The organism is Candidatus Bealeia paramacronuclearis (assembly GCF_035607555.1).
Taxonomy (GTDB): domain Bacteria; phylum Pseudomonadota; class Alphaproteobacteria; order UBA9655; family UBA9655; genus Bealeia; species Bealeia paramacronuclearis.
In genome coordinates this window covers 35,927-58,610 of the sequence record NZ_JAVHWZ010000005.1, presented here as the reverse complement: position 1 = coordinate 58,610, position 22,684 = coordinate 35,927, and the positions used below count along the sequence as shown (strand labels likewise).

Sequence of the window (22,684 nt, the reverse complement as noted above, 5' to 3'; positions counted from 1 at the left end):
CACATGTTTCTCTCAAATAACTATGACGATTTAAAAGAACACCTCAATGGCGACATTCCTGAACCGTTAGGATCTCAGTTGCTCCTGAAACTCTTTGTGCGCGATGCCGAAACCGAAGGAGGTATCACCATTCCTGAAAAGATCCGCGAAGAGGACATCTACAAAAGCATGGTTGGTCTTGTCATGAGCAAGGGTGCTGAAGTTTACAAAGACGAGCATCTCAAGAATTGGAAGTCGCCAGAGCTCGGGGACTGGGTACTCTTTAAACCCAATTCCGGAACACGGTTTTCTTATCACGGAGTGCCGTTCCGGTTTGTCTACGACGATTGTATTTACTGCATCCTCAAAAATCCAGATGCAGTTCATCACGGTTAACAAGGAGAAAACGCATGACACAAGAAATCAACGAAAACGAAACACTGGACGAACTCCTCGCCCGCGCGCATGCGCAAGAGCAGAGTCTGGAAAGTGATATGAGCTCACAAGAGCCTGAGAGTGGAAGTCCAGACGAATCATTCGGTTCTGAATCTGATCATTCAGAAGTGACCTCCGCAACAGAAGCGCCCGCAAACGATGCCGGTTTCTCTCTGGAGGAAAAAGCCTTTTACGAAAACCGTCTTGCGCAAATGCAAGCCGAGATGGTGCAGATGGCCCAAGAAAGCCAATATTGGCAAGAGATGGCGCAGACCTCATCTCGAACCGCGCACGAAATGGGCACGGATGCGCTCATGCGTATGAAGCAAGGTGCTGAAGCTGAACTTAAGGCCGCCAAGATGGCTAAAAAGGCCGCTTATGAATCCGGGGATCTGGATGCGCAAGTCGCGGCCGATGAAGAGCTGATGAAGGCGACCGCCACCCTGCACTGGATTGGCAACCAACCGGTGGTCTCCCCAAAAACAAGAGGATCTTCTTCTCAAGGTGAACCCAAAAGAATCAATTGGAATCAAGTTGATTCAGCTCACATGGTGGAACCTGAAATGGATCTTCATCCGGCCGTTCAGGCTTGGGTTGAGAAGAATCCCTGGATGGATGAGATTGATCCCCGCTTTGATCTTGAGAAGGCACAAGCCGTTGTCAAGTACGCTGGACAACTTGAGAAATCTCTCATCCGTGCAGGACGTGAGTTTGAAATCAACTCTCCGTCTTATTTTAAACGGCTTGAGAGTTACATCCGTGAATTTTCTCAGGCCAAGACCACAGAGTTTACTCCCAAAACACGCCCACCTTCTTCTGTTCTCAAGCCCACATCAGGGAAAAAAGACAGTGTGTCTCAAAGCCTGACAGAAGCCGAAAAAGAGGTTTGTGCATCGTTGGGAATCTCTCAAAAGAGCTACCTCAAAAACAGAGAGTACGACCGCAGACAACAAGCCTTTAAACAGGGCAATCAAATTTATGGAGACATTCAATGACCAGCCACAAAACTTACGAGTCTCACTATAGCCGTGAGGCGGGTGAGAGAGACAAAAAGACTAAAGAGTTCCTCAGAAATGTGTATCCGGATCGTCTTTATTTTCCCGTTGAAGATGTCCCGCGCGGTGTGGAATACCGCTGGGTGCGTGAGGAAATCCGCGGACAAAAGGACACGTCCAACGTCACTCTCATGTGCAAGCAAGGATGGACGCCAGTGCCTTTCAGCCGGCACCCTCATTTTCTGGCGGACACCAGCTGGTTCAAGTCAGAAGATCCCACCGTCATCCGCATTGATGGTCTGATCTTGTGTGAACGTCCTATTGAGTATGGCGAGATCGAACGCGAGGCCATGCGTCAACAAAATGCCCATGCGCTTCAAGCTGTCAACTGGACAATTTCTCAGGATCATGAGCGAGATAGCCGCGTGTTTCTCAACGAGACGAAGTATCCACAAAGAAAGCGGGTTTTAGATGAGGAAGTCGTACGCACTCCTGTTAAAAAACCATCGCGCTCAAGGCCCAAATCCAAAGTCATCAATTCTGAAAAATCGTCAAAGTTGACTTTGTCAGAAGCGTCATTGCGCCATCCGTCAAAATCAAAAGCTAAGACAGCGACAGCAGCACCTGTCTTTGGGAGTGATTAATGCCTCCCAGTTACACCTACTCCAATAGTGGCGGTTTTGTGCAGCCCTCCAATATCTCTTATCAGTCCTACACCTTGAAAGAGAACTTGGCGTTGGTGTGGGCCTCAAGTTTTACCAACAATCCCCATGTGGCCACAGCTCTGATGAACCTCAAGGCGGAAAAGACAGAGCTTTCTCTGAGATTGCCCTCGGCCAAAAGCGCGTCTTTGGGTCAAAACATCATGATGTTTAATGTGGGAGCGCACACCATTCGCGTTGAGACCTATGATGGCGCAAAGCTCTTGGATTTGACACCGCAACAAGCGACTTACATCTATCTCATTAACAACGAAACCGAAGCTGGCCTCTGGTCACAGATCCCGTTTGGTGTTGGGCAAGCTGTGGTTTCGGCAGTTGCGGCCACCTCTGATGATGCCACAGCGTTAAAGATTGACGGCAGTCCCATTACCGCATCTGGCACTTTGAAGTTCCAGCTAGGCGGTCTTCTCAAAAGTCTTGTAAAAATCGCTGGCAATGGGCTTGCAATCCTCAAAGACGGCAACTGGCTCACGCGCACGCTTCAAGGCGGCAATCAGATCTCAGTCACAGATCCTCAAGGATACAACGGCAATCCCACGATTGCTCTTAGAGATCCTTTGGCCGTGAACACACTCATGGCCGGCAATGCCACCATTCAGGCACTGACAGTCAAGCAACCCATCACAGGTGATGCCATCCCCAAAGGATCTCTTCCTCTCGATACGCTCAAAGGCACCACAATAGCAGGAGCGGTGATTGATAACGGCAAAGGTGGCATTGAACTGGCGCCCGTGGGCAATTCTGGCAACAAACTCTCTGTCCTTTCAGGCAGCAGTGAACTCGGCACGGGCTTTCGGCCCTTCACCAATGTCTGGAACGCCCAGGAGAATACCAGCCTGAGTGGTTCTAAACTACTAAATACCACCATCTCTGGACTTCAATTACAAAACCAAACCATAACCCATGCTCAAATTGCCAATAAAACCATTACAAGCCTCCAGCTTGCAGACAAGTCTGTCGGTGTCGCTCAACTCGAGAACTCAGGCCGCATGGTTCCCTTTGCCATGGGTGTTTTTGACTATTCTGGCACGCTTTTAAATGGCTTTAACTTTCAAAATGCCACCAAAGTCAGCGGCACTGACTCTCAATACGTCTTGGTGTTTATAGAGGCGGCTCCACACGCACATTTCATCACGTCTGTCACGCTTGAAATCGCACCCAACCTAATAGAGAACGCCGTGCTCTATCCTATTATTTATGAGAAGACTCCCAAAACATTACGCTGCAACATTTGGACACGCAAAGACAAGGGGATGAGCGCGGATCAAGTTTATATGTTTTCCTTCTCAGTCATTGTGTATTTGGGAGGGTAAAGCGCGCACAACCAATTTTAAAACAATTCACGACAAACCATTAACCTCTATACATCAGGAGAACACACGATGTCATATGGACAAAACAAACCGCAGGGCTTTAAGTCCTCAGGTTCTAAAACCGCCGCAAGCTTCACAGGACAAATCATCCAGTATCCGATTAAAAGTGGCATGACTGCATCCATCTTTACAGGCGATCCCGTATTTCTGGACGCCGGATATCTCGTGCCGGCGACAAGTTCCATGAAAGCCAACGGTCAATCGAATATTACCGGTCTTCCCATTGGTGTCTTTCAGGGATGTGAATGGTGGAGTACCGATCCCAACGTCATGGGCCCTTCTAAATCTCCCTATTGGCCTGCGAACACGCAAACGAAAGTGGCAAGTCCAGCGAATGCCTGGGTCATTAACGATCCCAATGCCACTTGGAATATCCAGGTGTCTTCATCAGCAGGGGGAGACTATAAAAACGCCACTGTCAAGCAGGAGCAGATCGGATCGGGTGCCCAATGGGCGATTGATGGAAAGGCTTTTAACCAAGTCAATGGGCAAGATATCTCCGCCAATCCGACAACAGGCTCGATTGAGACCGGTCAGTCCGGCGTTTATCTCGATGCCGCAACGATTAAATCCTCAACAGATGCTGGTTTTGTCAACTGTCCCATTATCATCCTCGACTTCGTGCCAATGCCTGGTAATGCGCCAGGTCTGCCCTTCAACAACGTCATCGTCGGCTGGAATCCAAACTTCCAACCTAAAACTAATTAAAGGAGAAACAAAATCATGATTAACACAGGCGCCATTGCCAATCTTTTGCGTCCCGGGCTGCGTTCCGTCTTCGGAGAGTCCCCCGCTTATCCGCCTCAGTATTCGCAGATCTTTAAAACCCACAATTCTCAGAAAGATTTCGAAACTGACATCGAAATGAAAATGCTGGGTCTTGCAACTGTTCGCGGCGAAGGTGCGCCCACAGAGCTTGATAGCATGGGTCAACGCTTTCAAACCAACTATTACCACAAAACGATCTCGATTGGATTTCAGATCACCAAGAATGCTATTGCCGATAACCTCTATAAGGCACAGTTTCCTCAACAAGCGCGGTCATTAAAGCGATCCATGGAACAAACCAAAGAAATTCTGGCCGCAAGCGTTTTGAATAATGGATTTGAAACGAACTTTCCATTAGGCGACGGTCAACCGCTTTTGAGCACCCAGCATCCTATTGATACCGGTGTTGTGGCCAACTGTCCCTCAGTTCCTGCTGATCTCAATGAGGCCTCTCTTGAAAGTGCGATTATTGCGATCCAACAGTTTAAGGATCAAGCCGGTCTCATTCAGATGACAAAGCCTCGCAAACTTGTGGTTCCTCCTCAGTTGCAGTTCGTTGCAGAAGTGCTGCTCAAGTCTCAATATTCACCCGCAACGAGTAACAACGCCATCAACCCGATTGTGAGCATGTCGGTGTTGCCTGAGGGATATACCGTCAACCAATTCCTGACCAATGCTAAGGCTTGGTTTGTGCTAACAGACGCCGATAATGGCATGAAGCATTTTGAGCGTCAGCCTTATGAGACGGATATGTTTACGGACTTCCTCACCGATAATGTCATGGCTAAAGCCACAGAGCGTTATTCCTTTGGATGCTCCAACTTCCGTGCCATTTACGGCTCAAAGGGCATTTAAATCATTGAGACAGAAAGGAATGCTTCCATGAACACTCGCAATCCCACAACATTGAATGCGCTTTTAGTATCTGATGATATCACACCGCGTCCTTGCGGCAGTCGGGCGGTCATTGTCGAGATCCAAGCTGATGATGGGACGCTGCTTTTGCCGCGTCTCACCCGGATTATGCTCAGTCAGATTCAATATGCCACATCGCATGACGTTTCATTCGGTGTCAATGGCATGCTGGCTTATAACCCAGAAGGCGATCAGTTAGTTGTATTTTCTCAAGGTCGCTGGAAAGCCGTCCTCACACAGGATTTGGATCTCCCACCTCCCTTGACACTAGTGCCCGCTCAGATGAATGGAGAGTTGCCAGAATCTTATGCTATTGCTGCGAGTGAGATCGGATCAGATCTTGAGACTGTTTATCCAAGCGTAGAGCCAGTGATTTCTATTCCGATTTCAACTCACCATGAGATGTCAACAGCAAGTTCTCTTTATCCGATTGCACAACCTGCGACACCTTCCGTCACAGACGCAACCGCACAAAATCAAGAGATGACCAAGGCGCAGGAGCTCGCAAATCTCAATGCACAAAAAGCGCTACTTGAATCTGAATTGACCTCGATTCAACTGGAACTCTCAACCATTCAAACAACAGGAAAGTAATCATGGCACAACTTCAAAGCTTCTTGTGGCCACAATCGGGCGCGGATTCTGTGTGCCCTAAACAAAACGTGATGCCTGGGCAGGCCTTTCAGTTTGGCACCCTTTACAAACCCAAAATCCCTTTTCCACATTTCGTGCGTACGCTTTTGATCTCATCTCCTCATAACTGCACGCTCTCCAAGATTGCCATTCAAGGGATTGTGAATGGCAAACCTCTCAAAATCGAAGTCACCGGTCCTCACGCCAATACTGTTGAGACGATTTCAGCTTTTTCTTGTCTTAATTCCATCACGCTGTCAGGCGCACCCGCAAAAGATATTTCTATAGGTCTCGGGTCTCGCGGAAGGCTTGGATGGTTTCAGCCTTTGAGCAATTTTTCGATGCAAACACTCATGAGCAAACAAGATGGCAGTCAATGTGCATGGCAACTGATGGGGACTTTGGAAGATCCTGCAAACGTCAAGGATGTGGAGAGTATCCTCAGTCCCATTGGTCGCTCTCATGATCTTCAGCATCATTCTCATCTCTGGACGGGCATTCGCGGCCCTTTTCGATTTGTGTGTCTCAATATTTTTGAAGCTGAACCCAACGATCATATTAAAACAACCTTTCTACAACTTTAAGAGAGAATACTATGGCACTTCCTCAAACTTACATCTGGCCTGCGGCGACCTTCGCCACCATTGCGGAGCGGCAAACAGTTCAACAAAATGCTTATCTGCAATTGACGCCCGACTTTCAGCAGATGAGCGGCTGTTTCCCAGGATTTTCAAGAACGCTTGCGTTCTCTTCTTCCAAAGACGGCGCCGGTTTAGAAATTCTTGTACAGGGTCTTTTGAATGGACAAATTGTTGAAGAAGCTCTCAAAGGTCCCGCCAAGGATCAAACTGTTGAGACAAAACAACTTTTTTCCAGTCTCACCAGTATTCAAGTTCTCAATAAAACTGCTAAAGACCTTTCAGTCTCTCTTGGCGCAAAAGGCATTCTCGGCTGGTTTTTGTTTAACTTCCAAAGTCCTTATCCGGCCATGAGCCTCTCAACAGATTTCAAGAAAAAAGTAGACTCCAAAATCACCTGGCAGATGGTGGGAACACTCGAGGATCTCAATCAGGTTTCAAATCCCAAACTGTTTACGTTTGGCACACCTGTCCAACAAACCAAGCAGGCGGACTCTTCTCTCTGGACAGGGATTGCGGGACCTTTGCGCTATGTGGGCCTTCAGATTGAAAATGCCTCTCCAGACGATACCGTGAGTGCCACCTTCGTGCAGCAAGGCATTAATTGAAGCTGGATGGAAGAATAGAGTTAAAGTTGAAGTGAGATCAGTCAAGGAGAGCGTCCCATGGAACAAACCATTCCCGTTATGGCTATTATCGAAGAAGCGTATGAGCGCCTCGGGATTTTGCCAGAGCTTATCACAGCCCAACAAGTCAAATCCGCCATTCGGAGCTTGAACGTCATGTTGACGTCTTGGATGAACCGAGGACTCAATCTCTGGACGGTGCGCGAGCAAGAGTTACCGCTCTTTCCTCTTCAAGTCGAATATTCTCTCGATCCCAATACGTGCAATGTCTTGGAAGCGTTATTACGGCGAGAGCTGACGATCGGGATCGAGGAAGACACCGTCATGAGTCCTTTGTCACGACAGGAATGGATGAGCCTGCCCAACAAACGGCAGCGGGGACTGCCCACCTGTTATTACTTGGACAGACTCATCAAACCCAAAGTCTATGTCTGGCCGGCACCCATCGCGGAGCACAAGCTGATTCTCAGCACATCGATAATGATGGACAGGGTGGAGAGACTGGACGAGAGCATTCCGCTGCCCTCTCGTTTCTGGGAGCCAGCCATGGCAGGACTCGCTTTTTATCTCGCCTCAAAAGTCGCGCCCTATCGCATCGGTGAGCTGGAAGCCATTTACGAGAAAACACTGCAAAAAGCGCTTGAAGAAGATACAGAAGACGTTCCCTTGCGACTGGGCGTCACCTGGCAGGAGGGCATGACATGGTAAAGCCCACGGGGCGTTATGCCCGTGTCAATCCTCTCAAGCCGGAAGCCATGGGCATTTGTGATCGCTCAGGCTTTCTCTTTAATCGCAAGGATCTCAAAAAACAAATGCGCTGGGCGGGCAATTCTCTCGTGTGGACAGGTCTTTGGGTCGGAAAACCGTTTCTCGATATCCCCAATCCCCAAGGCCAATCCCCAGAGCTGGGTCCTGATCCGATTCCAGTCGCCTTTCCAAGACCTCCCGTGGTGGCACCCATTCCTTGGGAGCGACAATGGCTAGGGAATTGGGAGTTTCAGGGATTTCCTTGGGAAGAAGATCCTCTCGGACATCCCAAACCTTCACCCGAAATTCACGCCACAGTCACAGGCTGGGGTCGTGCCCAAGAGGCCGTAGAGGCTCTGCCCAACAGCACGCGTGAGATAGCCTTACGCAACACTTACTTTGGCGCTTAACGTTGGAGACTCAGACATGACAAACTTAACCGGCAAAACGCCAGCTGACACTTACGGCGATCTTCTGACCGTCACTAACAAGGGACAAGGTCTGCCTGAGACGGATCCGAGCGGTGTTGAGGACGGCAAAGGACATTCTTCACCGCTGGCTCTCTCGCAAACCGTGGTGTCACTCAATGCCCAAACGACGCTGCCGCAGTGGACAACAAAAACCAGACCGCAAAATCCTCTTCCAGGATCGGTCGGTCTCAATACAGATACAAACACACTTGAAGTCTACGCCTCCGGTAAATGGTTTGCCGTCACCTCGGCTGAGGTCAAAGCATGAGCACGATGACCTGGCACACACTGGTCGGTACACGGGAGGCACCTGGCCAGATCATGACCTATCTCAGCACCCAGAATGAGCAAGTCTTTGATCAATTGCCCAACTTCATCAATCAGGCCGAGCAACGCATCTGTCGAGAAGCGCATACCATTGGTCTTGAGACTTACATTAGTGGAACACTTGAGCCAAATCAGGCCGTCTTCAACAAGCCTGCACGGTGGAGACGCAGTCTTTCCTTTGGCATCTGGGACGAGCAGGATCGGTACCGTCAGCTTGAGTTTCGCAATTATGAACTCTTGCGCATGTGGTCGTCGGCCATCCGCGGTCCCGCACAACCTCAGTTTTATGGAGATTATAACTACGCCAGCTTGCTCTTAAGTCCCGCGCCCGATCAGCCTTACAAGTTTGAATATGCCTATATGGAGCTCCCGGTTCCGCTTTCAGACACTCAACAAACCAACTGGCTCACTGACTTTGCGCCCGACGTTTTGCTCTATGCGATTCTCCTCGAAGCCACTCCCTTTGTCATGACGGATCAGCGGATTCCCGTTTGGGAAAGTGCGTACGCGCGTGGCATCGCCAGTCTCAATCAAGAAGATGCCGCACGACAAGTCGACAGAGCGGCCGACAATCAGGCGGACTAAATCATGGCCAGTCGCATCTATCCTCTCACCAGCCTTCCAGGTATTAAGAAAGATGGCACAACCTTTGCCTCTTCCCATTATACCGACGGTCAATGGTGCCGGTTTCAGCGCGGGCTTCCCCGCAAGATGGGCGGATATCAAGAGATTGTATCTCTCACCCGTCCGCCGTCAGGACTGCTGATCGTTCCTCAAGAAGAGTCTTTTCTTGTGGTTTTGGGTGACAGTCACGGCATTCAGACTTTTACGATGAACGGATCGGGTCTCAAAACCTCAGATCTGAAAGACCGAACACCGCGTGAGTTTGTGAGAAGCGCAGACACACTCTGGCAGTTTGCAACGCTTCTCACACAAAGCGATGGGACCGAATGGCTGATCGCCTCAGGACCTCCTAACCTCTCGTCCATTGCGAGCTCTCAAGAAACGCCAGTCTATATCGGCAAGCTCTTTTCACAAGAGCCGCTGGTGCCATTAACCACCGTCTCCGGAAAACCTATTGTCACCGCAGGCGGTATTGTAACTCTAGGTCCTTATCTCATGGTATTTGGCAATGGCGGTCTTGTGCAGTGGTCAGACGCCACGGATCCGCGGGTGTTTCCGGATGCAAACTTTGCCGTTGTCACGAACCGGAAAATTGTCAAAGGTCTTCCCGCTCGAGGTGGCACCGCAAGTCCGGCCGGTCTCCTCTGGAGTCTGGATAGTCTCTTGCGCGTGACTTTCCATCCCGATGCTGACGGCAAACCCAACTTCCGGTTTGATACGGTCACGAGCGAAAGCTCCATTCTCTCCAGTCAAAGCGTCATTGAGTATGACGGTCTGTTTTTCTGGACAGGTGTCGATCGGTTCTTGATGTACAACGGTGTCGTGCAAGAAATCCCCAATCCTTTAAATCTCGACTGGTTTTATGTCTCAACTCACGAGCAAGGTGTCAACATGGCGCACCGGCAGCAGGTCTGGGCGACCAAAGTCCCGCAATATGGTGAGATCTGGTGGTTCTTTCCGCGAGGATCCGAAACCCACGTGACGGAGGCCGTCATTTTTAACCTGAGAGAGAAGACGTGGTATTCTTGTGTTATTCCCAGATGTTGCGGGTATTTTGAGCAGGTGTTTGCCCATCCTGTCTGGGCGTCTTCTGTGAATGAAGGTGGCGGGTATCCGCTCTGGCAACACGAATATGGTTGGTGCCAGCTCTGGAATAATGGCGACCAAAAAGGTATTCCCTCTCATTTTACAACCGGCGATCTCAGCTGGTGTGGTGTGGGTCCCAATGGCCAATGGATGGGTCTCGATCGTCAGGTTCTCCTCTCGCGTCTTGAACCAGATTTTAAGATGACCGGCACCTTAAAACTCGAAATCTTATCGCGCGATTATGCACAAGGCCTCACACAAACGTCCAAACACTCCGTGATTGCACCTCAAACAGACAAACTGGATCTGCGCGCGCAAGGTCGCGAGATGCGTCTCAGGTTCTCTTGTGAAGATGTGGATGACACTTACGAGATGGGAAAGATCTTGCTCACACTCGACTTTGGAGAAGGACGCGCCTGATGACACTCGCAGCCTCTCAAAATCTCCTTTCCAATGGCATGACGCTGGAGCGCTGGGCCGCTCTTATGGTCACGGCCTTTCCCCATGACGATATCCCGCAGCTGTTGTCGGAAGAGGACTGGAGGTCTTGGGGCGCACAGCTGGTGCAGGAACTGTCTTTCGAGAAAGCCGGATGTCCGTCGCCTCTCGGATTTGAAACGCGCGATCTTTGGGTCAATGCTTGTGAAATGAGCCTTGCCAATAACTCGAACTTGTAAAGGAATAACGTAATGACACAATGGAATCCTTATTTTTATGACACGCCGCATCCGCTGAATCCAATAGCGCCAACCTATCTCCCGTCCATTGAAGGCGACGACATGAGCTGGGACGATGGCTCTCAAGACTCCATCCCCATGCGGGAAGATGACGAAAACGCCTGGAGTCCCCAAACGTACGCCAAAGGTGGCTACGTCCCGCGATACGTCCTTGAAGGTGTCGGCAGTCTCTTGCGATCGGCAGGTCGAGATGGCGACACGATTCTCGCGCATATCAATCCGCAAGAGGCCGCACTCCTGAAGGCTTTAGGCGGTCGGGGCTCGCGCAATCCCATGACCGGTCTTCCAGAATATGGGTGGAAAAAACGTCTCAAGAAAGCCTTTAAATGGGTGCCAGCACCCGTCAAAAAAGTCATAGGGCCCGTTGTCGGTTCAATTGGAGGAACTCTGATCGGCGGCCCCGTAGGCGGCGCCATAGGTGGCTCCCTCGGTGGATCACTGGGACCTCAAAACCGCAAGGTGGGTCCTGTTGTGGGCGGCATCGGTGGATTTTTTGGAGGACCGGCGCTTGTTGAAGGCGGAAAAGCTCTCGTCGCTGGCCAAGGACTGGGCGGTGTGGTCTCTGGCATGGGACAGGGATTTGGGCAAAGCGTTAATGTGCTCAAGCAAGGTGTCTCCGCTTTGCTCGGTGGAGCTACAGGTGCACAAGTGGCCAATCGTGGCACAGCGCCATCCGCAACGGCATCTCCGGCGTGGAATCCTGATCTGGAAACACTCACTCAAGGCAGCAGTTCCCCGCAGGATCAGATCCAAAATGCCATTTATCTCAAGAAGATGGGTCTGTCGCCAACTGGTGGAAGTTCTTCTCTTATGGGCGGTGTTGGGAGTCTTCTCGGCGGCGTCAAAACCATGCTGGGTCGCGATCCCCTCGGCACAGCACTCTTGGGCACGGCTGTTGTTGGCACATTGGGCCGTCGTGAAAAGCCTCAAGGCCCTCAAAGTCTTGCGGAAGCCGTTGCAGCTTCTTCTGCGCCCCAATGGCGACCTGATCAGTTCCCAACGGCCAATCTCACGCCGCTCAAGCGTAAATATAAGCCATTCTCTCCCACTTATCGACCTGGGTTTGACCCAGAAGAAGAAGCCTTTGAAGACGACAGTCCTTGGCAATTGGCACACGGTGGTTACATCTCGCGTTATGCCGATGGCGGATATCTGATGGGCGACAGCGACGGTCAAGAAGACGATGTCCCCGCTCTTCTTTCCGAAGGCGAGTATGTCATTCCTGCTGATGTTGTCAGCGACATTGGAGATGGTAACTCGATGGCAGGCGCGCGTCACTTCAACGCCTTTATCGAAAACGTGCGTGCGCACAAAAACCGGAAGTCGCATCCGCCGCAAGCGCTCTCACTCGGTCACTACTTTCAAAGGAGAATCTAATGCCCATTGGAATTCAATTACAAAACCAAACACTCCCTCCTTGGCTGGAGTCGCTTTACAAAAAGCTCGGAGAACTCTCAGAACAAGAAGCTCTCGCCGCTTATACACCCTATTCGGGATCACGACTTGAGGACTGGCATCCTGATTCTCAAAGTGCCTTTCAAATGGGTCGAGAAACGGGAACTTACAAGCCATGGCTGACACGCTCTCAATCTGCGTATGACACCTCGCAACAGCGGTTTCCAACGCAGGCGGCCAGTTACATGAATCCCTATACGCGTCTTGTAGCCGATCAAGCGACAGAGTCGGGACTCAAACATTTTAAAGACAACATGCTGCCCGCAATTGAGTCGCAGTTCGTCTCAAAAGGTCAGATGGGCTCTGGGCGCCATCACGCCTTGGCCAATCAAATGGGTCTTGATCTTCAAAAACAAATGGCCCACCAGCAAAACGAGATCCTCTATCGCGGCTATGATCAAGCCGGTCAGAACTTTGCCCGTGATCAGGAACGAATGCTGCATACAGGATCCGGTTTCTCACAACTGGGACGCATGCACCATGCGGGACATCTGACCGATGTGGCCACTCTGGGACAACAGGGACTCCAGCAGCAAGCCTTAAATCAACAAGGAAAAGACATGGCTTATAACGATTACCTGCGCAAACTCAATTATCCGCGTGAACAGCTCAATCAGCACGGCGCGTTAGTCCATGGATTCCCAGCACCTCAAAACACAGCGTCTTACACTCAATCTCCGCAACCACCACAGCTCAACACTCTCGGACAACTGGGATCTTTAGCCGGAACGCTCTATGGCGCCAAGCTGGCTGGTGGCTTTAAAAGCGGCGGTCTCATCAAGCGCAAAAAGAAGCGTCAGGGATCCCGACACATGAGAGGCGTCAGTGCACTCGGGAGGCTCTCATGATGACGCCCCAGATGCTGATGCTGCTGCAAGGTGGTGGACTTCAGGGTGGTGACCACCTTCAAGGCGTGGGCGCGCTCGGGAATATTCCCTCACAGCCTGCAAGAGATGTTCAAGGGTTTGGCGGCGTGGGCAGTCTTTATGATGGTGCAAGGGAAGGCATGCGCTCCGTCAGAGACCTCACAAGCATATCAGAAGACGATCAGCGACAGAGCATGGGCATGGGACTGATGCGTCTTTTTTCAGGAATGTCGAAGACAGGTTATGGCTCCGGAATCCGGGGCACGCTGGGCGCGCTTTCTCAAAATATTCCTGAGGCCATGTCTTCCTATACAGGACACCTCGACAAAAAGCGCAATCAAAACATGGAGGATCTCAAGGCGTTCATGGAAGACCACGCGGCACTCCGGGAATATAACCGCAAAATCCTTGAGATGGAAGCGCAGCAAAACAAGTGGAGAGACGAGCAAGAGGAAAAACACAGGCACAATCTGGCGCAAGAGGCCAACTGGAGACGAATGGCCAAGGGAATGTCCTATGGCAGTGGTTCAGTCAGTCCAGAACTTCTGGCTCAGATGCCCGGCCTTGACACACTGCCGGCGATTGCAACCAAACAGGAACATTCCCAATATGTGCGGGATCGCAAGAACTTCGGACATGTCTTGAGTGAACTCAAATCGATAAGATCCAGCTGGAATGACTTCAGAGAACTCTCAAAAGATGATTTCATTGATCCTCAGGCTCCTTACTGGCTTGGAGAAGTGGCGAACAAGGCCGGCGATTTGATGGGAACGATAACAGGGAATCCACAATTGAAAAAACAAACCGCCAAACGCGAGGCTCTTCAAGGTAAAATTGGCAGATTCAAAGTGGAGATGGAAAGAAAACTTAAAGGAGGCGTTCTTTCAGACGGTCTGCGCAAACATTTTGATGACAAAGAAATTCTTCCAGACCTCAATCAGCGTGCAGATTCGTTTGATCTCAAGCTCAGGGATATTGAGCGTGAGGTTTTAAAATACGAACGGGCGGCAACGCTGGCTCTTCAGACGGGACGTGCCTTGTCGCCCTGGGATCTCGAGGAGATGGCAGGCCCGGACACGTCTCATAGATCCAACCAAGAGTCAGAAGACGCTGGTTTTGACATCGATCCTGATCAGGCCGAACTTGATGCCATCAATGCGCAATTGGCACAAATGGAGTAACACCTCATGACCACACCTCAACCAATGAAAGCCTCAAAAGAGGCGTTGCTCAAACGCAAGGCCGCACTCGAGGCGCGGATTCGGACAAGATCAACATCCTCTCCGTCTTCTGCTGCGCCAATTTCTGGGACATCATCTCAAACGTCAACATCCACGCCAGTCGCATCCTCAGACAAGCAAGCGTTGCTCCGGCGGAAAGCAGAGCTTGAGGCCAGAATCGCAAGTCGTCAAAAGCCTCAAACGGATCTTTGGGATACCGTCAAAGCCTTTGGCAGCGGTGTTGGTGAAGGAATCAAGGAGATGGGACTTGCTTTTGCGAAGTCGGATCCTGATGCGAGCATGATCTTGCATTCTTCCGATCGCATGACAGGCCGAGATGATTTTGCGTCTCATCAGAGCGTGCTGGATGCCGCCCAGCAGCAACTGATGGAAGAGCGGGAACATGCCAGAGCATCGCTCTCCCCACTGGCCTATACCGCAAGAACTGCCGGTAACTGGGTGGGGTCTGGCCTTGCGACACCGCTTCCCATGATGGGTCCAGCTGCCACAGCCACAAAAGCCGCAACCAAGATCCTGCCTCAAGTGCTGAAGACGGCTGGAAAGGAAGCCTTGCGCGATGCGGGTCTTGGGACAGTTTCTGGAGGGCTTCAAACGCAGGACGTCTCACCACTTGTGGCTGATCTGACAGCGGCCTACGGAGCGCCACTGGCCAAAAGAGCACTCACAGGCTCTGCAAGAAACGTCGGGAAAGGCGCACAATGGGCAGTCTCACCTGCATTTCGAGAGGTTGTTGACAAAAAGAGTGCAGAACAGGACATCGGATCGCTTTTAAGACAAGAGCTTTTGGGCGGAGAGATCTCATCTCCAGATGTCATGCGTTCCCGTGCACAAGAGATTTCTGTGCCGCGCGCACTCCAACCCTTGCAAGACGCAACCTCCAATGCCAGCGAGACAGGTTCTGCGCTGAGGCAGTATCTGACAGGCAGTATCTGACAGGCACCATCGATCAGCACAAGCAGCGTCGCACGAAAGCCACCGCCCCTCTCTATCGCGATCTTGAAACCTCAACAACACGTATTGCACCTGAAAACGCCCAATCAGTCCTTGATCACAAACTCGCCTCCGCCAAGGGATCGACCCGCGCTTCACTGGCAAAAGTCAAAAAAGAACTGGTCTCCAATACCAATGGCCTGCCCCCTCAAAACAGACAGGAAAGAGAGTTCTGGGATGCGTTTCTGAGCTCCGGCGGGAATCCCGAGATTGCAGCGCAACACTCACTCCCTCACCGCAATCGCAATCCTTCTCCTCTTGAAATCGACAAAACACTGCAATGGCTCGGCGATGAGATCGAGACCGCCGCAAGCTCAGGATCTCTTGCCAAAGCCAGAGAGCTCCAAGACGTCAAGCGCGCTCTCACACAGGATCTCGAATCGGTGCCTGTTGGACGCCATTACCGTGAGACTTACGCCAAATTATCACAACCGCTCAACGCCATTCGGAATCATCCTATTTTTGGAGCACTGGTTGCCAAGGATCCGCGGACAGGTCGCTACAAACTCGCTGATGCAGAATTGCCAGAAAAGGTGATTACGTCATCCCTCAAATCCGAACAAACGGCACAGGATCTCATGGAGATCTTCAAACACAATCCCAAGGCCAAGATCCGACGACAGCTGGAACGCTACATCCACGGAGATCTGTTGGAGACCATTCTCGATAGTGAAACCGGTGAGGTCAGCACACGACGTCTTCTCAAATACCGCAAGGATCACCCAGGCATTTTCACGCTCTACCCTCAGTTGCGCAACAAGATCGACACGCTCGAGAATGCCAAACGACTGACCGACGAGATCACCACAAAAGCCAGAACTCTCCCCACCTTTGAAGCCTATCAGATGCTGCCTGTAGCTCTTTTTAAAAAGGCCTTTCGCAAGCTGCCCTTAGGCGGAAAAGTCGTTGATCTCATGACCGCACATCTGGGCGAGAACAAGAGGAATATTCGTGAGGAAGTCCTCCAGAAAGCATTGCAGAATCCAGACTTTGCAACCATCCTCATGACGCCCGTTGCCAAAGAAGGCATCATTCATCATCGTCTGAATCGACTTGCCAAAACGCTCAAAGACACAAGTGTTGTCAGTGCCCGCACGAGAGCGGATCACAACTCAGAGGACAAACGCTAAAAAGGCATCCGACCAGAAGACCATGGCTGACTGCCTGAAGGCCGATGCCCAGAAGTAAAAGCGTGACCATTGGAGCGTAAAAATCAGAAAAAAATCAGTTGATTGTTCAGGCGCTTTTGTGAGAAACATCAAGCAACAATTGCATTTGACGAGAAGGAGATCCCCATGACGATTCATCTACCCGACCTAATTGAGGAAGTCGCAGGATTTTTCTCGAGCGGTAAAGTCAGCAAATCTCTTGTGCACATTGTGATCGAGCAGTTTTTGAAAAAGACCAAAGAGCACATTCAAGCCGGCGAGACTGTGATGATCAAAGAGTTCCTCAAGTTGGAGATGGTGACCTCCAAGTCCCGAAAGGCCAGAAATCCAAGGACTGGCGAGCTATTGGATATCCCCGCTAAGAAGCGTCTCCGGGTTAAGCCCAGCAAGAGCTTTGTGGATGAACTAAATGCTGAGGTGTAAACCAGACGAAAACTAACGACGCCAAATAGCCTTTAATCGCGATATTTTGCGATTTGAGCTAGGGTTTCATATTATTCTTTGCCTCTTCTTCTTTAGAAAGCTTTTCTATAATTGCCTCAAGAATCCAAGTGTGTCTTGGAATTCGAATTGTCCGTTTTTTAATACTTGTGGCGATCTTGTCTATGAGGGGAAGCGGCACTCTTAAAGAGAGTTGTTTTTCTTTTAACTCTAAATCTGCGCTTGATTTTGCTTGCGTAGAAACACTGCCTCCTCTGTTAATAAGATCAAAAATATCTTTTTCCGATGCTGATTTTTTTTCTGGTTTACCTACAATTGCCATGATTAAATCTCCATGAATTTAATGCTTTTTTTATTTTGATTTGATATCATATATATATCTATATAGATTCATTATCTCATCAAGAGCCTTACTATCTGAAGGAACAATCTCAACAACAGACAGCCCTTGAGCAGAGGCGTTCCCAAATGCTTTTCTGGCTATCAAGGGTGTATCAATAAAGTGCAAAGAGGTATTCTCTTGAAGCAATTGAGCGGCTCCTGCATTGTCTTGGCTTCTTGGATCTGCTCGATTGAGAAAACTATAAGCACGCAATGAGGGATTACTTAATTTCATTTCTGTAATAATCGTTTCAATCTGTCCCAATGTCCAAATATCAAAAGATCGAGGAACAAACGGAATCAAAACGATATCTGCTACAGACAATGCTGCTCTTTGACTCGAGGTATCACGACCGCCGGTATCAATAATGATATCTTTGTATTTTTGGCAGAGTTGCTGCGTTTCTGTACGGACGGCCGCCCCTGTGAGTTTAATATTGGTATAGCGTGGCCTTGCAGCAGCCACATCATTACGCAAAATTGAAAAGTCTGTGGCCGTTTCTTGGTCATCAGCATCTATTAACAACAGATCCGATCCATTCAAAGCCTTGATGATAGCAAGATTTGTGGCAATAGTTGTTTTACCAGAACCACCTTTAATGCCACCGACAACAATAATCATTTTGATATCTTTTCAGTTTTAATAAAATACTGAATACACACTAAAAATGTATAAAACTCATATCAGAAAAATGCAATCTTATTTTTAGAGAGTTCGCAATTGAATCAAACACAAAAAGGACTTCCTCTATTCAATCCCATGGAACTCGAAATATAACTTGTAAAATGTAAATGTTTGGCGAATACTCAATGTTAAATTTTTTGTTAAGATTCATCTTAACTTTAACCCAAACATGGAAAAAGAGGCTTTCGCCTCTTTAACCATTAAATCCTAGTTCAGAATGCGATCCAGCTTTTGAATTAGTGAGAGAAGGATATCTCGAATGCAAAACAAATACAATAATATTTTTCAGCAAAAAGTCGCTGGAGATGTTATGTGTGTTGCATCCGAGGCTTTCTCTCACTTTTCAAAGACCCACAGCATTCTGAACCTCAACTTAGAGGAGAATAAGAATGCTCGAAACACAGTCACTTCCGACCGTTTCTAATTTTAAAGCCGCTGTTGCGGAGCGTTGCCGAGAGATCCTGTCTCTCAATGAAAAGCCAAAACGTCAAACTCCGCGCCTGTGGAGCACTCATGAAGACATTAATCCAACACAAATTTCTCCCAAATCGGGGAACTTCAACTTTGATATGGCCAAAATATTGAGAAATGATACTGCTCTGCTGTGTACTTATCTTGAGCAACGGTTCTTGAGACGCAATACGTTTCACAAATTCTCGGAACCAGCACCACATCATCCATTATATCGAGAAGGTGACTCGATGTGCGAAGAGGTGCATATGCGCCGCAAGAAATTTAATCGTGAGTTTGCCAAAGTCGGTGTGAAATACACCAGCAAATCTGCTTATTTTGAGGCTCTTAAAAGAGGGAATCTTTTTCGAGGCAAACTCTATCTCAGTTATTATGATCGCGATACAAATCTGACACATTATTTTCGGAACGATCCTGTGGCCGATGTGGTGTTTCCAAGAACGCGACAATTGCCCATTGAAGAGACAAAAGTCTCGCCCTTTTCTCGGAAGCTCAAGTATCCTTCCGACGCCTCGCAAAACCAGGAAAATCCCTGTAACGGCCAAAATGGCCATTACGCAGAGTCCGAATTGGCCAGTCCTTTATATACAGTCTTTAATAACAATCTTATCTTAAGAGAGGATAGCCCCACTGGGTCTGACGAAACACAGGGCAGCAACGCGGCACAAACATCCGTTACACTTTCAACCGACAAACCAAACGTCAAGTCTGAAGAGCTCGCAAGAAGGAGAAACGACACGGAAACCGTCACCGCACGTCATGCCAACTCAGCGCGGAAAGACAAAAAACCAGAAGAACAAATCTACACACTCTCAGAAATCGGCAAAAGCATGCTTTCCATTTGGAAGACCTGGGTCGGAAAACCGATAGGAGAAGGAGATAGTCAAACCATCACAAAAGATCTCGCGCAACGTATGGAAGCGACACTCAACACTTATTGTAGCGGAGACCTTGAAAAGTGGGGCGCAATTTGCATTCGCATTGCACGCTCAAAATATCTCATGGGAGAAGGCGGCTCCAAATGGAATGGGGCTTATCTGTCATGGGTTTTGAAGTCTGAAAACCTCGAAAACATCCTGAACAAAAAAGGTTTCGTTTATGATGATAGGGACATACCAAAAACAGCAACGCATTGAGTTCAGACAACACCAACTGAGAGAACAACACGCGACTTTGATCAACCGCAAGGACACATTGACGTCAGAAATCCTCTACGCGAGAGAAGCGCTTTTGAGACAAGCCGTTTGTGAGTTCACTGACGCCCAAAAAGCGGATGTGTTTTTGATGTTTGTTGAAGACGAAAACCAAAAGGGAAATTCGCTGCAAACGGAAACCAACCCGACGCCTTGGGATCAGCTGAGTTATCTGGATGGTTTGTTGTGGACTTCATTTTTGTCTCAATGGATCTCAAAATCGCTGTTTCAAGGCGACGTGACGGAAGAGGTTGAACGGCAGCTTCTTGAAGAAAAAACGGCAGATCGATTGCGGGAGGTTGAGCAAGAACTCGCAGAACTTGCTCTGCAGTATCGTGGCATGGCACTGGGCGACGTTGCACAAGACACTTCTGCGACTGCACCTGAAGACACTCCGAAAGCTATTGCAACCTCTGAGAAAGGAACTCCTGAGATGCTGACTCAAAAAATGACAATCAATTTTCATGCAACTCAAGACGCAATTAGCGTTAATTCTTGGGAAAACATTGAGTTTCGCAAAGCTTTACATGAAATCTTGGGACTGACGTACATCCCCTCAGCATATGAGGTGTCAGTTTTTGAAGTGTGTACTCCAATGAGTTTTCTGTCTCTGATTGATCAAAAGAGATGTGAGAGTGACACCACTCAAGACAAAAAATATGCGCTTTGTTAAAAAAGTGACTTGATATCGCGATGAAGACAATCAAAACTTTTGAAACCGTTGAAAACAACACGAGGAGACAGACCGTGTCAGATCAAAACACACAAGAGCAATCTTACGGATTTCCGACATCAGCTTCAGTATCATCGACACCGCTCTTACAAACTTATCCAAACCTAACCATATTTTACTAAAGTTACGCATGGTGTTGTATTCCTGATTCAACGCAGGTAGTTTCACTTATTTGACGAGCAAATGAGCCAGAGCTTCCCACTCCACAGGCATAAGTTTCGGGCGAGCTGCCCGTACATAAACGTTGTAAATTAAGGGCTGCATTCACATCTCTGTCATGAGATTGGTTGCAATGTGGACACGTCCAATGTCTCTCCGACAACTTTAAATCCGCATAAACACATCCGCAGCTATGGCAGAGCTTGCTTGACGGAAAGAACCGATCAGCAACAAAAATTTGAGCATTATAGAGACCTGCCTTATATTCCAATTGACGCCTGAATTCATAAAAAGACTGATCTAAAATATGTCGAGCTAATTTTCTGTTCGCTGACATACCTTTGACATTTAGGTTTTCAATGCCAATTTCATGATGATTCAGGACAATATCGGTTGTTGCCTTATGGAGATAATCACGTCTGATATTAGCGATTCGGGCGTGAAGACGTGCCAGTTTTTGAGTATGCTTTTTAAAATTCATACTCTTTTTATCTTTACGAGATAGCTGTCGAGAAGATCGTTTTAACTTCTTCAGCAAAGCGGTATGTGCCTTTGCTCCCTCAACAACCATGCCATTGGATAAAGTTGCCAGTTTTGTAATACCCAAATCCACACCCACAATACCTTGGTTCTTGCGTACATGAGGCAGTTTGTCTATTTCAACACTGATGGATGCAAACCATCGGTCTGCAACTCTTGAGATCGTCAAGGATTTTATTTGTCCTTGAAATCTCAAATTCTCTGTTATTTTGACCCATCCCAAACAAGGAATTTGAATCTTTTTACCTGTCACACGAATGGCAGACTCTCCTTTTTGGGGCGGACCATTGTCCGCTCTAAAGCTATCCCTGATTCCTTTCTTTTTAAACTTGGGATATCCTCCCTGTTTGCGGAAAAAGCGGTTAAAAGCTGATCCTAAATTTTTGATGGCTTGTTGAGGGGCATTTTTAGTGACCTCTTGCATCCAAGGATATTCTTCCGCCTTACAAGCATTGAGAAGTTTACGCAGGCTTATTTCTGTAGGCTTCTCACCATTCTGGTATTGTTTCTTCCATTGATCTAAAGCCCAATTATAAGCAAAGCGTGCAACACCGCAGGCTTTTCTAAAATAAGTCGCCTGCTTATTATTTGGCTTCAATTCTACTTTATGAACTAACAGCATCGTAGGCTTCTTTCAGACCTTCCAATAATTTCTTGTTCTTTTTACTTCTCGCACCATACAATCTGGCCGAAAAAACAGTGATAATTTCCAACACATCTTTGGCGAGTTCCTCTTCAAAAGAGGGTTCTTTCCCTTGATTGATAATCACAACTTCTACCTGATTCATCTCACAAATGGAAAAGATTAATTCTGCTCCAAATCTTAACAGCCTGTCTTTATGGGTTAAAACCAATCGACCTGCTTCTCTGTCTAAAATGGCACTAATCAGGATCTTCAGACCCTTTTTGTTGTAATTCATACCACTGCCAAGATCCGCAATGGTCTCAAACTTCCAACCTTGAGCTGCACAATACATCTCAAGGACTTGTTTTTGTCTTTCCAAATCCTGCCGTTGATCGTGACTGGAAACACGAGCATAGCAAAGCGTTTTTCTATCTATCTTTTCAGTGCGAACAAGATGAGGGCGCAAGGCAGATAAAGGATAACGTCTTTGTCCTCCCGCTGTTCTTTCGGGAACAAGGCGACTCTCTTTTTCCCATCGCCTTAATGTGCCATTTGACACTCCAAGAATACGACTGGCTTCTCTGATACTCAATAACTTATCCATAATTGGATAACTATATACAAGTTTAGATAGGTTTTAAAGAGAAGTTATTAACCCAT

Annotated in this window: 27 protein-coding genes; 23 read left to right on the top strand and 4 right to left on the bottom strand. The window is 48.5% G+C overall.

All coding sequences use genetic code 11. The annotated features are described in order from the left end of the window. Window positions 1–3 precede the first annotated feature (3 nt). The 21 genes from Bealeia2_RS09675 (at window position 4) to Bealeia2_RS09575 (ending at window position 17,219) form a co-directional block, all read left to right on the top strand. Complete coding sequence (locus Bealeia2_RS09675) at window positions 4–375, top strand: co-chaperone GroES (RefSeq protein WP_331256815.1); 372 nt, start codon at window positions 4–6, stop codon at window positions 373–375. Between the two features lie 14 nt (window positions 376–389). Further along, window positions 390–1,409 carry a hypothetical protein gene (locus tag Bealeia2_RS09670; protein WP_331256814.1) on the top strand — a complete coding sequence of 340 codons (1,020 nt, stop codon included), beginning with the start codon at window positions 390–392 and terminating at the stop codon, window positions 1,407–1,409. Continuing rightward, complete coding sequence (locus tag Bealeia2_RS09665) at window positions 1,406–2,053, top strand: hypothetical protein (RefSeq protein ID WP_331256813.1); 648 nt, start codon at window positions 1,406–1,408, stop codon at window positions 2,051–2,053. The genes Bealeia2_RS09670 and Bealeia2_RS09665 overlap by 4 nt, the downstream gene beginning before the upstream one ends. Beyond that, window positions 2,053–3,444, top strand: coding sequence for a hypothetical protein (locus tag Bealeia2_RS09660; RefSeq protein ID WP_331256812.1), 1,392 nt, complete (start codon window positions 2,053–2,055; stop codon window positions 3,442–3,444). Before Bealeia2_RS09665 ends, Bealeia2_RS09660 begins: the two co-directional genes overlap by 1 nt. A 171-nt stretch (window positions 3,445–3,615) precedes the next feature. Further along, window positions 3,616–4,212: a hypothetical protein gene (locus Bealeia2_RS09655; protein ID WP_331256811.1), complete on the top strand. Its 597-nt coding sequence runs from the start codon at window positions 3,616–3,618 to the stop codon at window positions 4,210–4,212. Window positions 4,213–4,227: 15 nt separating this feature from the next. Next, window positions 4,228–5,127, top strand: coding sequence for a Mu-like prophage major head subunit gpT family protein (locus tag Bealeia2_RS09650; RefSeq protein WP_331256810.1), 900 nt, complete (start codon window positions 4,228–4,230; stop codon window positions 5,125–5,127). Window positions 5,128–5,154: 27 nt separating this feature from the next. Then, on the top strand, window positions 5,155–5,781 hold the full coding sequence (locus tag Bealeia2_RS09645; RefSeq protein WP_331256809.1) for a hypothetical protein: 627 nt from the start codon (window positions 5,155–5,157) through the stop codon (window positions 5,779–5,781). 2 nt (window positions 5,782–5,783) lie between these two features. Next, entirely contained in the window at window positions 5,784–6,404 is a 621-nt protein-coding gene (locus tag Bealeia2_RS09640; protein WP_331256808.1) for a hypothetical protein, read from the top strand. Window positions 6,405–6,415: 11 nt separating this feature from the next. Further along, window positions 6,416–7,066 carry a hypothetical protein gene (locus Bealeia2_RS09635; protein ID WP_331256807.1) on the top strand — a complete coding sequence of 217 codons (651 nt, stop codon included), beginning with the start codon at window positions 6,416–6,418 and terminating at the stop codon, window positions 7,064–7,066. A 57-nt stretch (window positions 7,067–7,123) separates the two neighbouring features. Continuing rightward, window positions 7,124–7,792: a hypothetical protein gene (locus tag Bealeia2_RS09630; protein WP_331256806.1), complete on the top strand. Its 669-nt coding sequence runs from the start codon at window positions 7,124–7,126 to the stop codon at window positions 7,790–7,792. Beyond that, window positions 7,786–8,241 (top strand): hypothetical protein, encoded by a 456-nt coding sequence (locus Bealeia2_RS09625; RefSeq protein ID WP_331256805.1) that lies wholly within the window; start codon window positions 7,786–7,788, stop codon window positions 8,239–8,241. The genes Bealeia2_RS09630 and Bealeia2_RS09625 overlap by 7 nt, the downstream gene beginning before the upstream one ends. 16 nt (window positions 8,242–8,257) lie before the next feature. Then, window positions 8,258–8,569: a hypothetical protein gene (locus tag Bealeia2_RS09620; protein ID WP_331256804.1), complete on the top strand. Its 312-nt coding sequence runs from the start codon at window positions 8,258–8,260 to the stop codon at window positions 8,567–8,569. 5 nt (window positions 8,570–8,574) lie between these two features. Next, window positions 8,575–9,213, top strand: coding sequence for a phage adaptor protein (locus tag Bealeia2_RS09615; protein WP_331256803.1), 639 nt, complete (start codon window positions 8,575–8,577; stop codon window positions 9,211–9,213). 3 nt (window positions 9,214–9,216) lie between these two features. Then, window positions 9,217–10,758: a hypothetical protein gene (locus Bealeia2_RS09610; RefSeq protein WP_331256802.1), complete on the top strand. Its 1,542-nt coding sequence runs from the start codon at window positions 9,217–9,219 to the stop codon at window positions 10,756–10,758. Then, entirely contained in the window at window positions 10,758–11,015 is a 258-nt protein-coding gene (locus Bealeia2_RS09605) for a hypothetical protein (RefSeq protein WP_331256801.1), read from the top strand. Before Bealeia2_RS09610 ends, Bealeia2_RS09605 begins: the two co-directional genes overlap by 1 nt. Window positions 11,016–11,027: 12 nt before the next feature. Further along, window positions 11,028–12,452, top strand: a complete 1,425-nt coding sequence (locus Bealeia2_RS09600; protein WP_331256800.1) for a hypothetical protein — start codon at window positions 11,028–11,030, stop codon at window positions 12,450–12,452. After that, the gene (locus Bealeia2_RS09595; RefSeq protein ID WP_331256799.1) at window positions 12,452–13,378 is read left to right on the top strand and encodes a hypothetical protein; all 927 of its coding nucleotides are present in this window, start codon (window positions 12,452–12,454) and stop codon (window positions 13,376–13,378) included. The genes Bealeia2_RS09600 and Bealeia2_RS09595 overlap by 1 nt, the downstream gene beginning before the upstream one ends. Then, window positions 13,375–14,577, top strand: a complete 1,203-nt coding sequence (locus Bealeia2_RS09590; RefSeq protein ID WP_331256798.1) for a hypothetical protein — start codon at window positions 13,375–13,377, stop codon at window positions 14,575–14,577. The genes Bealeia2_RS09595 and Bealeia2_RS09590 overlap by 4 nt, the downstream gene beginning before the upstream one ends. A 6-nt stretch (window positions 14,578–14,583) precedes the next feature. Beyond that, window positions 14,584–15,570 (top strand): hypothetical protein, encoded by a 987-nt coding sequence (locus tag Bealeia2_RS09585; protein WP_331256797.1) that lies wholly within the window; start codon window positions 14,584–14,586, stop codon window positions 15,568–15,570. Window positions 15,571–16,010: 440 nt separating this feature from the next. After that, the gene (locus Bealeia2_RS09580; protein WP_331256796.1) at window positions 16,011–16,757 is read left to right on the top strand and encodes a hypothetical protein; all 747 of its coding nucleotides are present in this window, start codon (window positions 16,011–16,013) and stop codon (window positions 16,755–16,757) included. 165 nt (window positions 16,758–16,922) lie between these two features. Further along, window positions 16,923–17,219, top strand: a complete 297-nt coding sequence (locus Bealeia2_RS09575; RefSeq protein WP_331256795.1) for an HU family DNA-binding protein — start codon at window positions 16,923–16,925, stop codon at window positions 17,217–17,219. A 58-nt stretch (window positions 17,220–17,277) separates the two neighbouring features. Here Bealeia2_RS09575 and Bealeia2_RS09570 read toward each other — a convergent pair whose 3' ends face one another. Both Bealeia2_RS09570 and Bealeia2_RS09565 read right to left on the bottom strand, forming a co-directional pair. Then, window positions 17,278–17,559, bottom strand: a complete 282-nt coding sequence (locus Bealeia2_RS09570) for a hypothetical protein (RefSeq protein ID WP_331256794.1) — start codon at window positions 17,557–17,559, stop codon at window positions 17,278–17,280. 30 nt (window positions 17,560–17,589) lie between these two features. Beyond that, window positions 17,590–18,240, bottom strand: a complete 651-nt coding sequence (locus tag Bealeia2_RS09565) for an AAA family ATPase (RefSeq protein ID WP_331256793.1) — start codon at window positions 18,238–18,240, stop codon at window positions 17,590–17,592. A gap of 452 nt (window positions 18,241–18,692) precedes the next feature. Between Bealeia2_RS09565 and Bealeia2_RS09560 the strand changes: the two genes are divergently transcribed. Both Bealeia2_RS09560 and Bealeia2_RS09555 read left to right on the top strand, forming a co-directional pair. After that, window positions 18,693–19,910, top strand: a complete 1,218-nt coding sequence (locus Bealeia2_RS09560; RefSeq protein ID WP_331256792.1) for a hypothetical protein — start codon at window positions 18,693–18,695, stop codon at window positions 19,908–19,910. Further along, a complete protein-coding gene (locus tag Bealeia2_RS09555; RefSeq protein WP_331256791.1) occupies window positions 19,873–20,640 on the top strand; it encodes a hypothetical protein in 768 nt (255 codons plus the stop codon). Before Bealeia2_RS09560 ends, Bealeia2_RS09555 begins: the two co-directional genes overlap by 38 nt. 184 nt (window positions 20,641–20,824) lie before the next feature. On the opposite strand, the gene Bealeia2_RS09550 is transcribed toward Bealeia2_RS09555, so the two are convergent. Further along, the gene (locus Bealeia2_RS09550; protein WP_331255280.1) at window positions 20,825–22,021 is read right to left on the bottom strand and encodes an RNA-guided endonuclease InsQ/TnpB family protein; all 1,197 of its coding nucleotides are present in this window, start codon (window positions 22,019–22,021) and stop codon (window positions 20,825–20,827) included. Then, window positions 22,005–22,628 (bottom strand): IS607 family transposase, encoded by a 624-nt coding sequence (locus Bealeia2_RS09545; RefSeq protein WP_331255279.1) that lies wholly within the window; start codon window positions 22,626–22,628, stop codon window positions 22,005–22,007. The genes Bealeia2_RS09550 and Bealeia2_RS09545 overlap by 17 nt, the downstream gene beginning before the upstream one ends. Window positions 22,629–22,684 lie beyond the last annotated feature (56 nt).

Coding starts and splice junctions, on each gene's coding strand:
- Bealeia2_RS09550 (WP_331255280.1), bottom strand. CDS start 22,021: ATGCTGTTAGTTCATAAAGTAGAATTGAAGCCAAATAATAAGCAGGCG.
- Bealeia2_RS09590 (WP_331256798.1), top strand. CDS start 13,375: ATGATGACGCCCCAGATGCTGATGCTGCTGCAAGGTGGTGGACTTCAG.
- Bealeia2_RS09670 (WP_331256814.1), top strand. CDS start 390: ATGACACAAGAAATCAACGAAAACGAAACACTGGACGAACTCCTCGCC.
- Bealeia2_RS09645 (WP_331256809.1), top strand. CDS start 5,155: ATGAACACTCGCAATCCCACAACATTGAATGCGCTTTTAGTATCTGAT.
- Bealeia2_RS09565 (WP_331256793.1), bottom strand. CDS start 18,240: ATGATTATTGTTGTCGGTGGCATTAAAGGTGGTTCTGGTAAAACAACT.
- Bealeia2_RS09660 (WP_331256812.1), top strand. CDS start 2,053: ATGCCTCCCAGTTACACCTACTCCAATAGTGGCGGTTTTGTGCAGCCC.
- Bealeia2_RS09600 (WP_331256800.1), top strand. CDS start 11,028: ATGACACAATGGAATCCTTATTTTTATGACACGCCGCATCCGCTGAAT.
- Bealeia2_RS09630 (WP_331256806.1), top strand. CDS start 7,124: ATGGAACAAACCATTCCCGTTATGGCTATTATCGAAGAAGCGTATGAG.
- Bealeia2_RS09560 (WP_331256792.1), top strand. CDS start 18,693: ATGCTCGAAACACAGTCACTTCCGACCGTTTCTAATTTTAAAGCCGCT.
- Bealeia2_RS09610 (WP_331256802.1), top strand. CDS start 9,217: ATGGCCAGTCGCATCTATCCTCTCACCAGCCTTCCAGGTATTAAGAAA.
- Bealeia2_RS09640 (WP_331256808.1), top strand. CDS start 5,784: ATGGCACAACTTCAAAGCTTCTTGTGGCCACAATCGGGCGCGGATTCT.
- Bealeia2_RS09675 (WP_331256815.1), top strand. CDS start 4: ATGTTTCTCTCAAATAACTATGACGATTTAAAAGAACACCTCAATGGC.
- Bealeia2_RS09615 (WP_331256803.1), top strand. CDS start 8,575: ATGACCTGGCACACACTGGTCGGTACACGGGAGGCACCTGGCCAGATC.
- Bealeia2_RS09545 (WP_331255279.1), bottom strand. CDS start 22,628: ATGGATAAGTTATTGAGTATCAGAGAAGCCAGTCGTATTCTTGGAGTG.
- Bealeia2_RS09635 (WP_331256807.1), top strand. CDS start 6,416: ATGGCACTTCCTCAAACTTACATCTGGCCTGCGGCGACCTTCGCCACC.
- Bealeia2_RS09570 (WP_331256794.1), bottom strand. CDS start 17,559: ATGGCAATTGTAGGTAAACCAGAAAAAAAATCAGCATCGGAAAAAGAT.
- Bealeia2_RS09625 (WP_331256805.1), top strand. CDS start 7,786: ATGGTAAAGCCCACGGGGCGTTATGCCCGTGTCAATCCTCTCAAGCCG.
- Bealeia2_RS09585 (WP_331256797.1), top strand. CDS start 14,584: ATGACCACACCTCAACCAATGAAAGCCTCAAAAGAGGCGTTGCTCAAA.
- Bealeia2_RS09605 (WP_331256801.1), top strand. CDS start 10,758: ATGACACTCGCAGCCTCTCAAAATCTCCTTTCCAATGGCATGACGCTG.
- Bealeia2_RS09620 (WP_331256804.1), top strand. CDS start 8,258: ATGACAAACTTAACCGGCAAAACGCCAGCTGACACTTACGGCGATCTT.
- Bealeia2_RS09665 (WP_331256813.1), top strand. CDS start 1,406: ATGACCAGCCACAAAACTTACGAGTCTCACTATAGCCGTGAGGCGGGT.
- Bealeia2_RS09595 (WP_331256799.1), top strand. CDS start 12,452: ATGCCCATTGGAATTCAATTACAAAACCAAACACTCCCTCCTTGGCTG.
- Bealeia2_RS09655 (WP_331256811.1), top strand. CDS start 3,616: ATGACTGCATCCATCTTTACAGGCGATCCCGTATTTCTGGACGCCGGA.
- Bealeia2_RS09575 (WP_331256795.1), top strand. CDS start 16,923: ATGACGATTCATCTACCCGACCTAATTGAGGAAGTCGCAGGATTTTTC.
- Bealeia2_RS09555 (WP_331256791.1), top strand. CDS start 19,873: ATGATGATAGGGACATACCAAAAACAGCAACGCATTGAGTTCAGACAA.
- Bealeia2_RS09650 (WP_331256810.1), top strand. CDS start 4,228: ATGATTAACACAGGCGCCATTGCCAATCTTTTGCGTCCCGGGCTGCGT.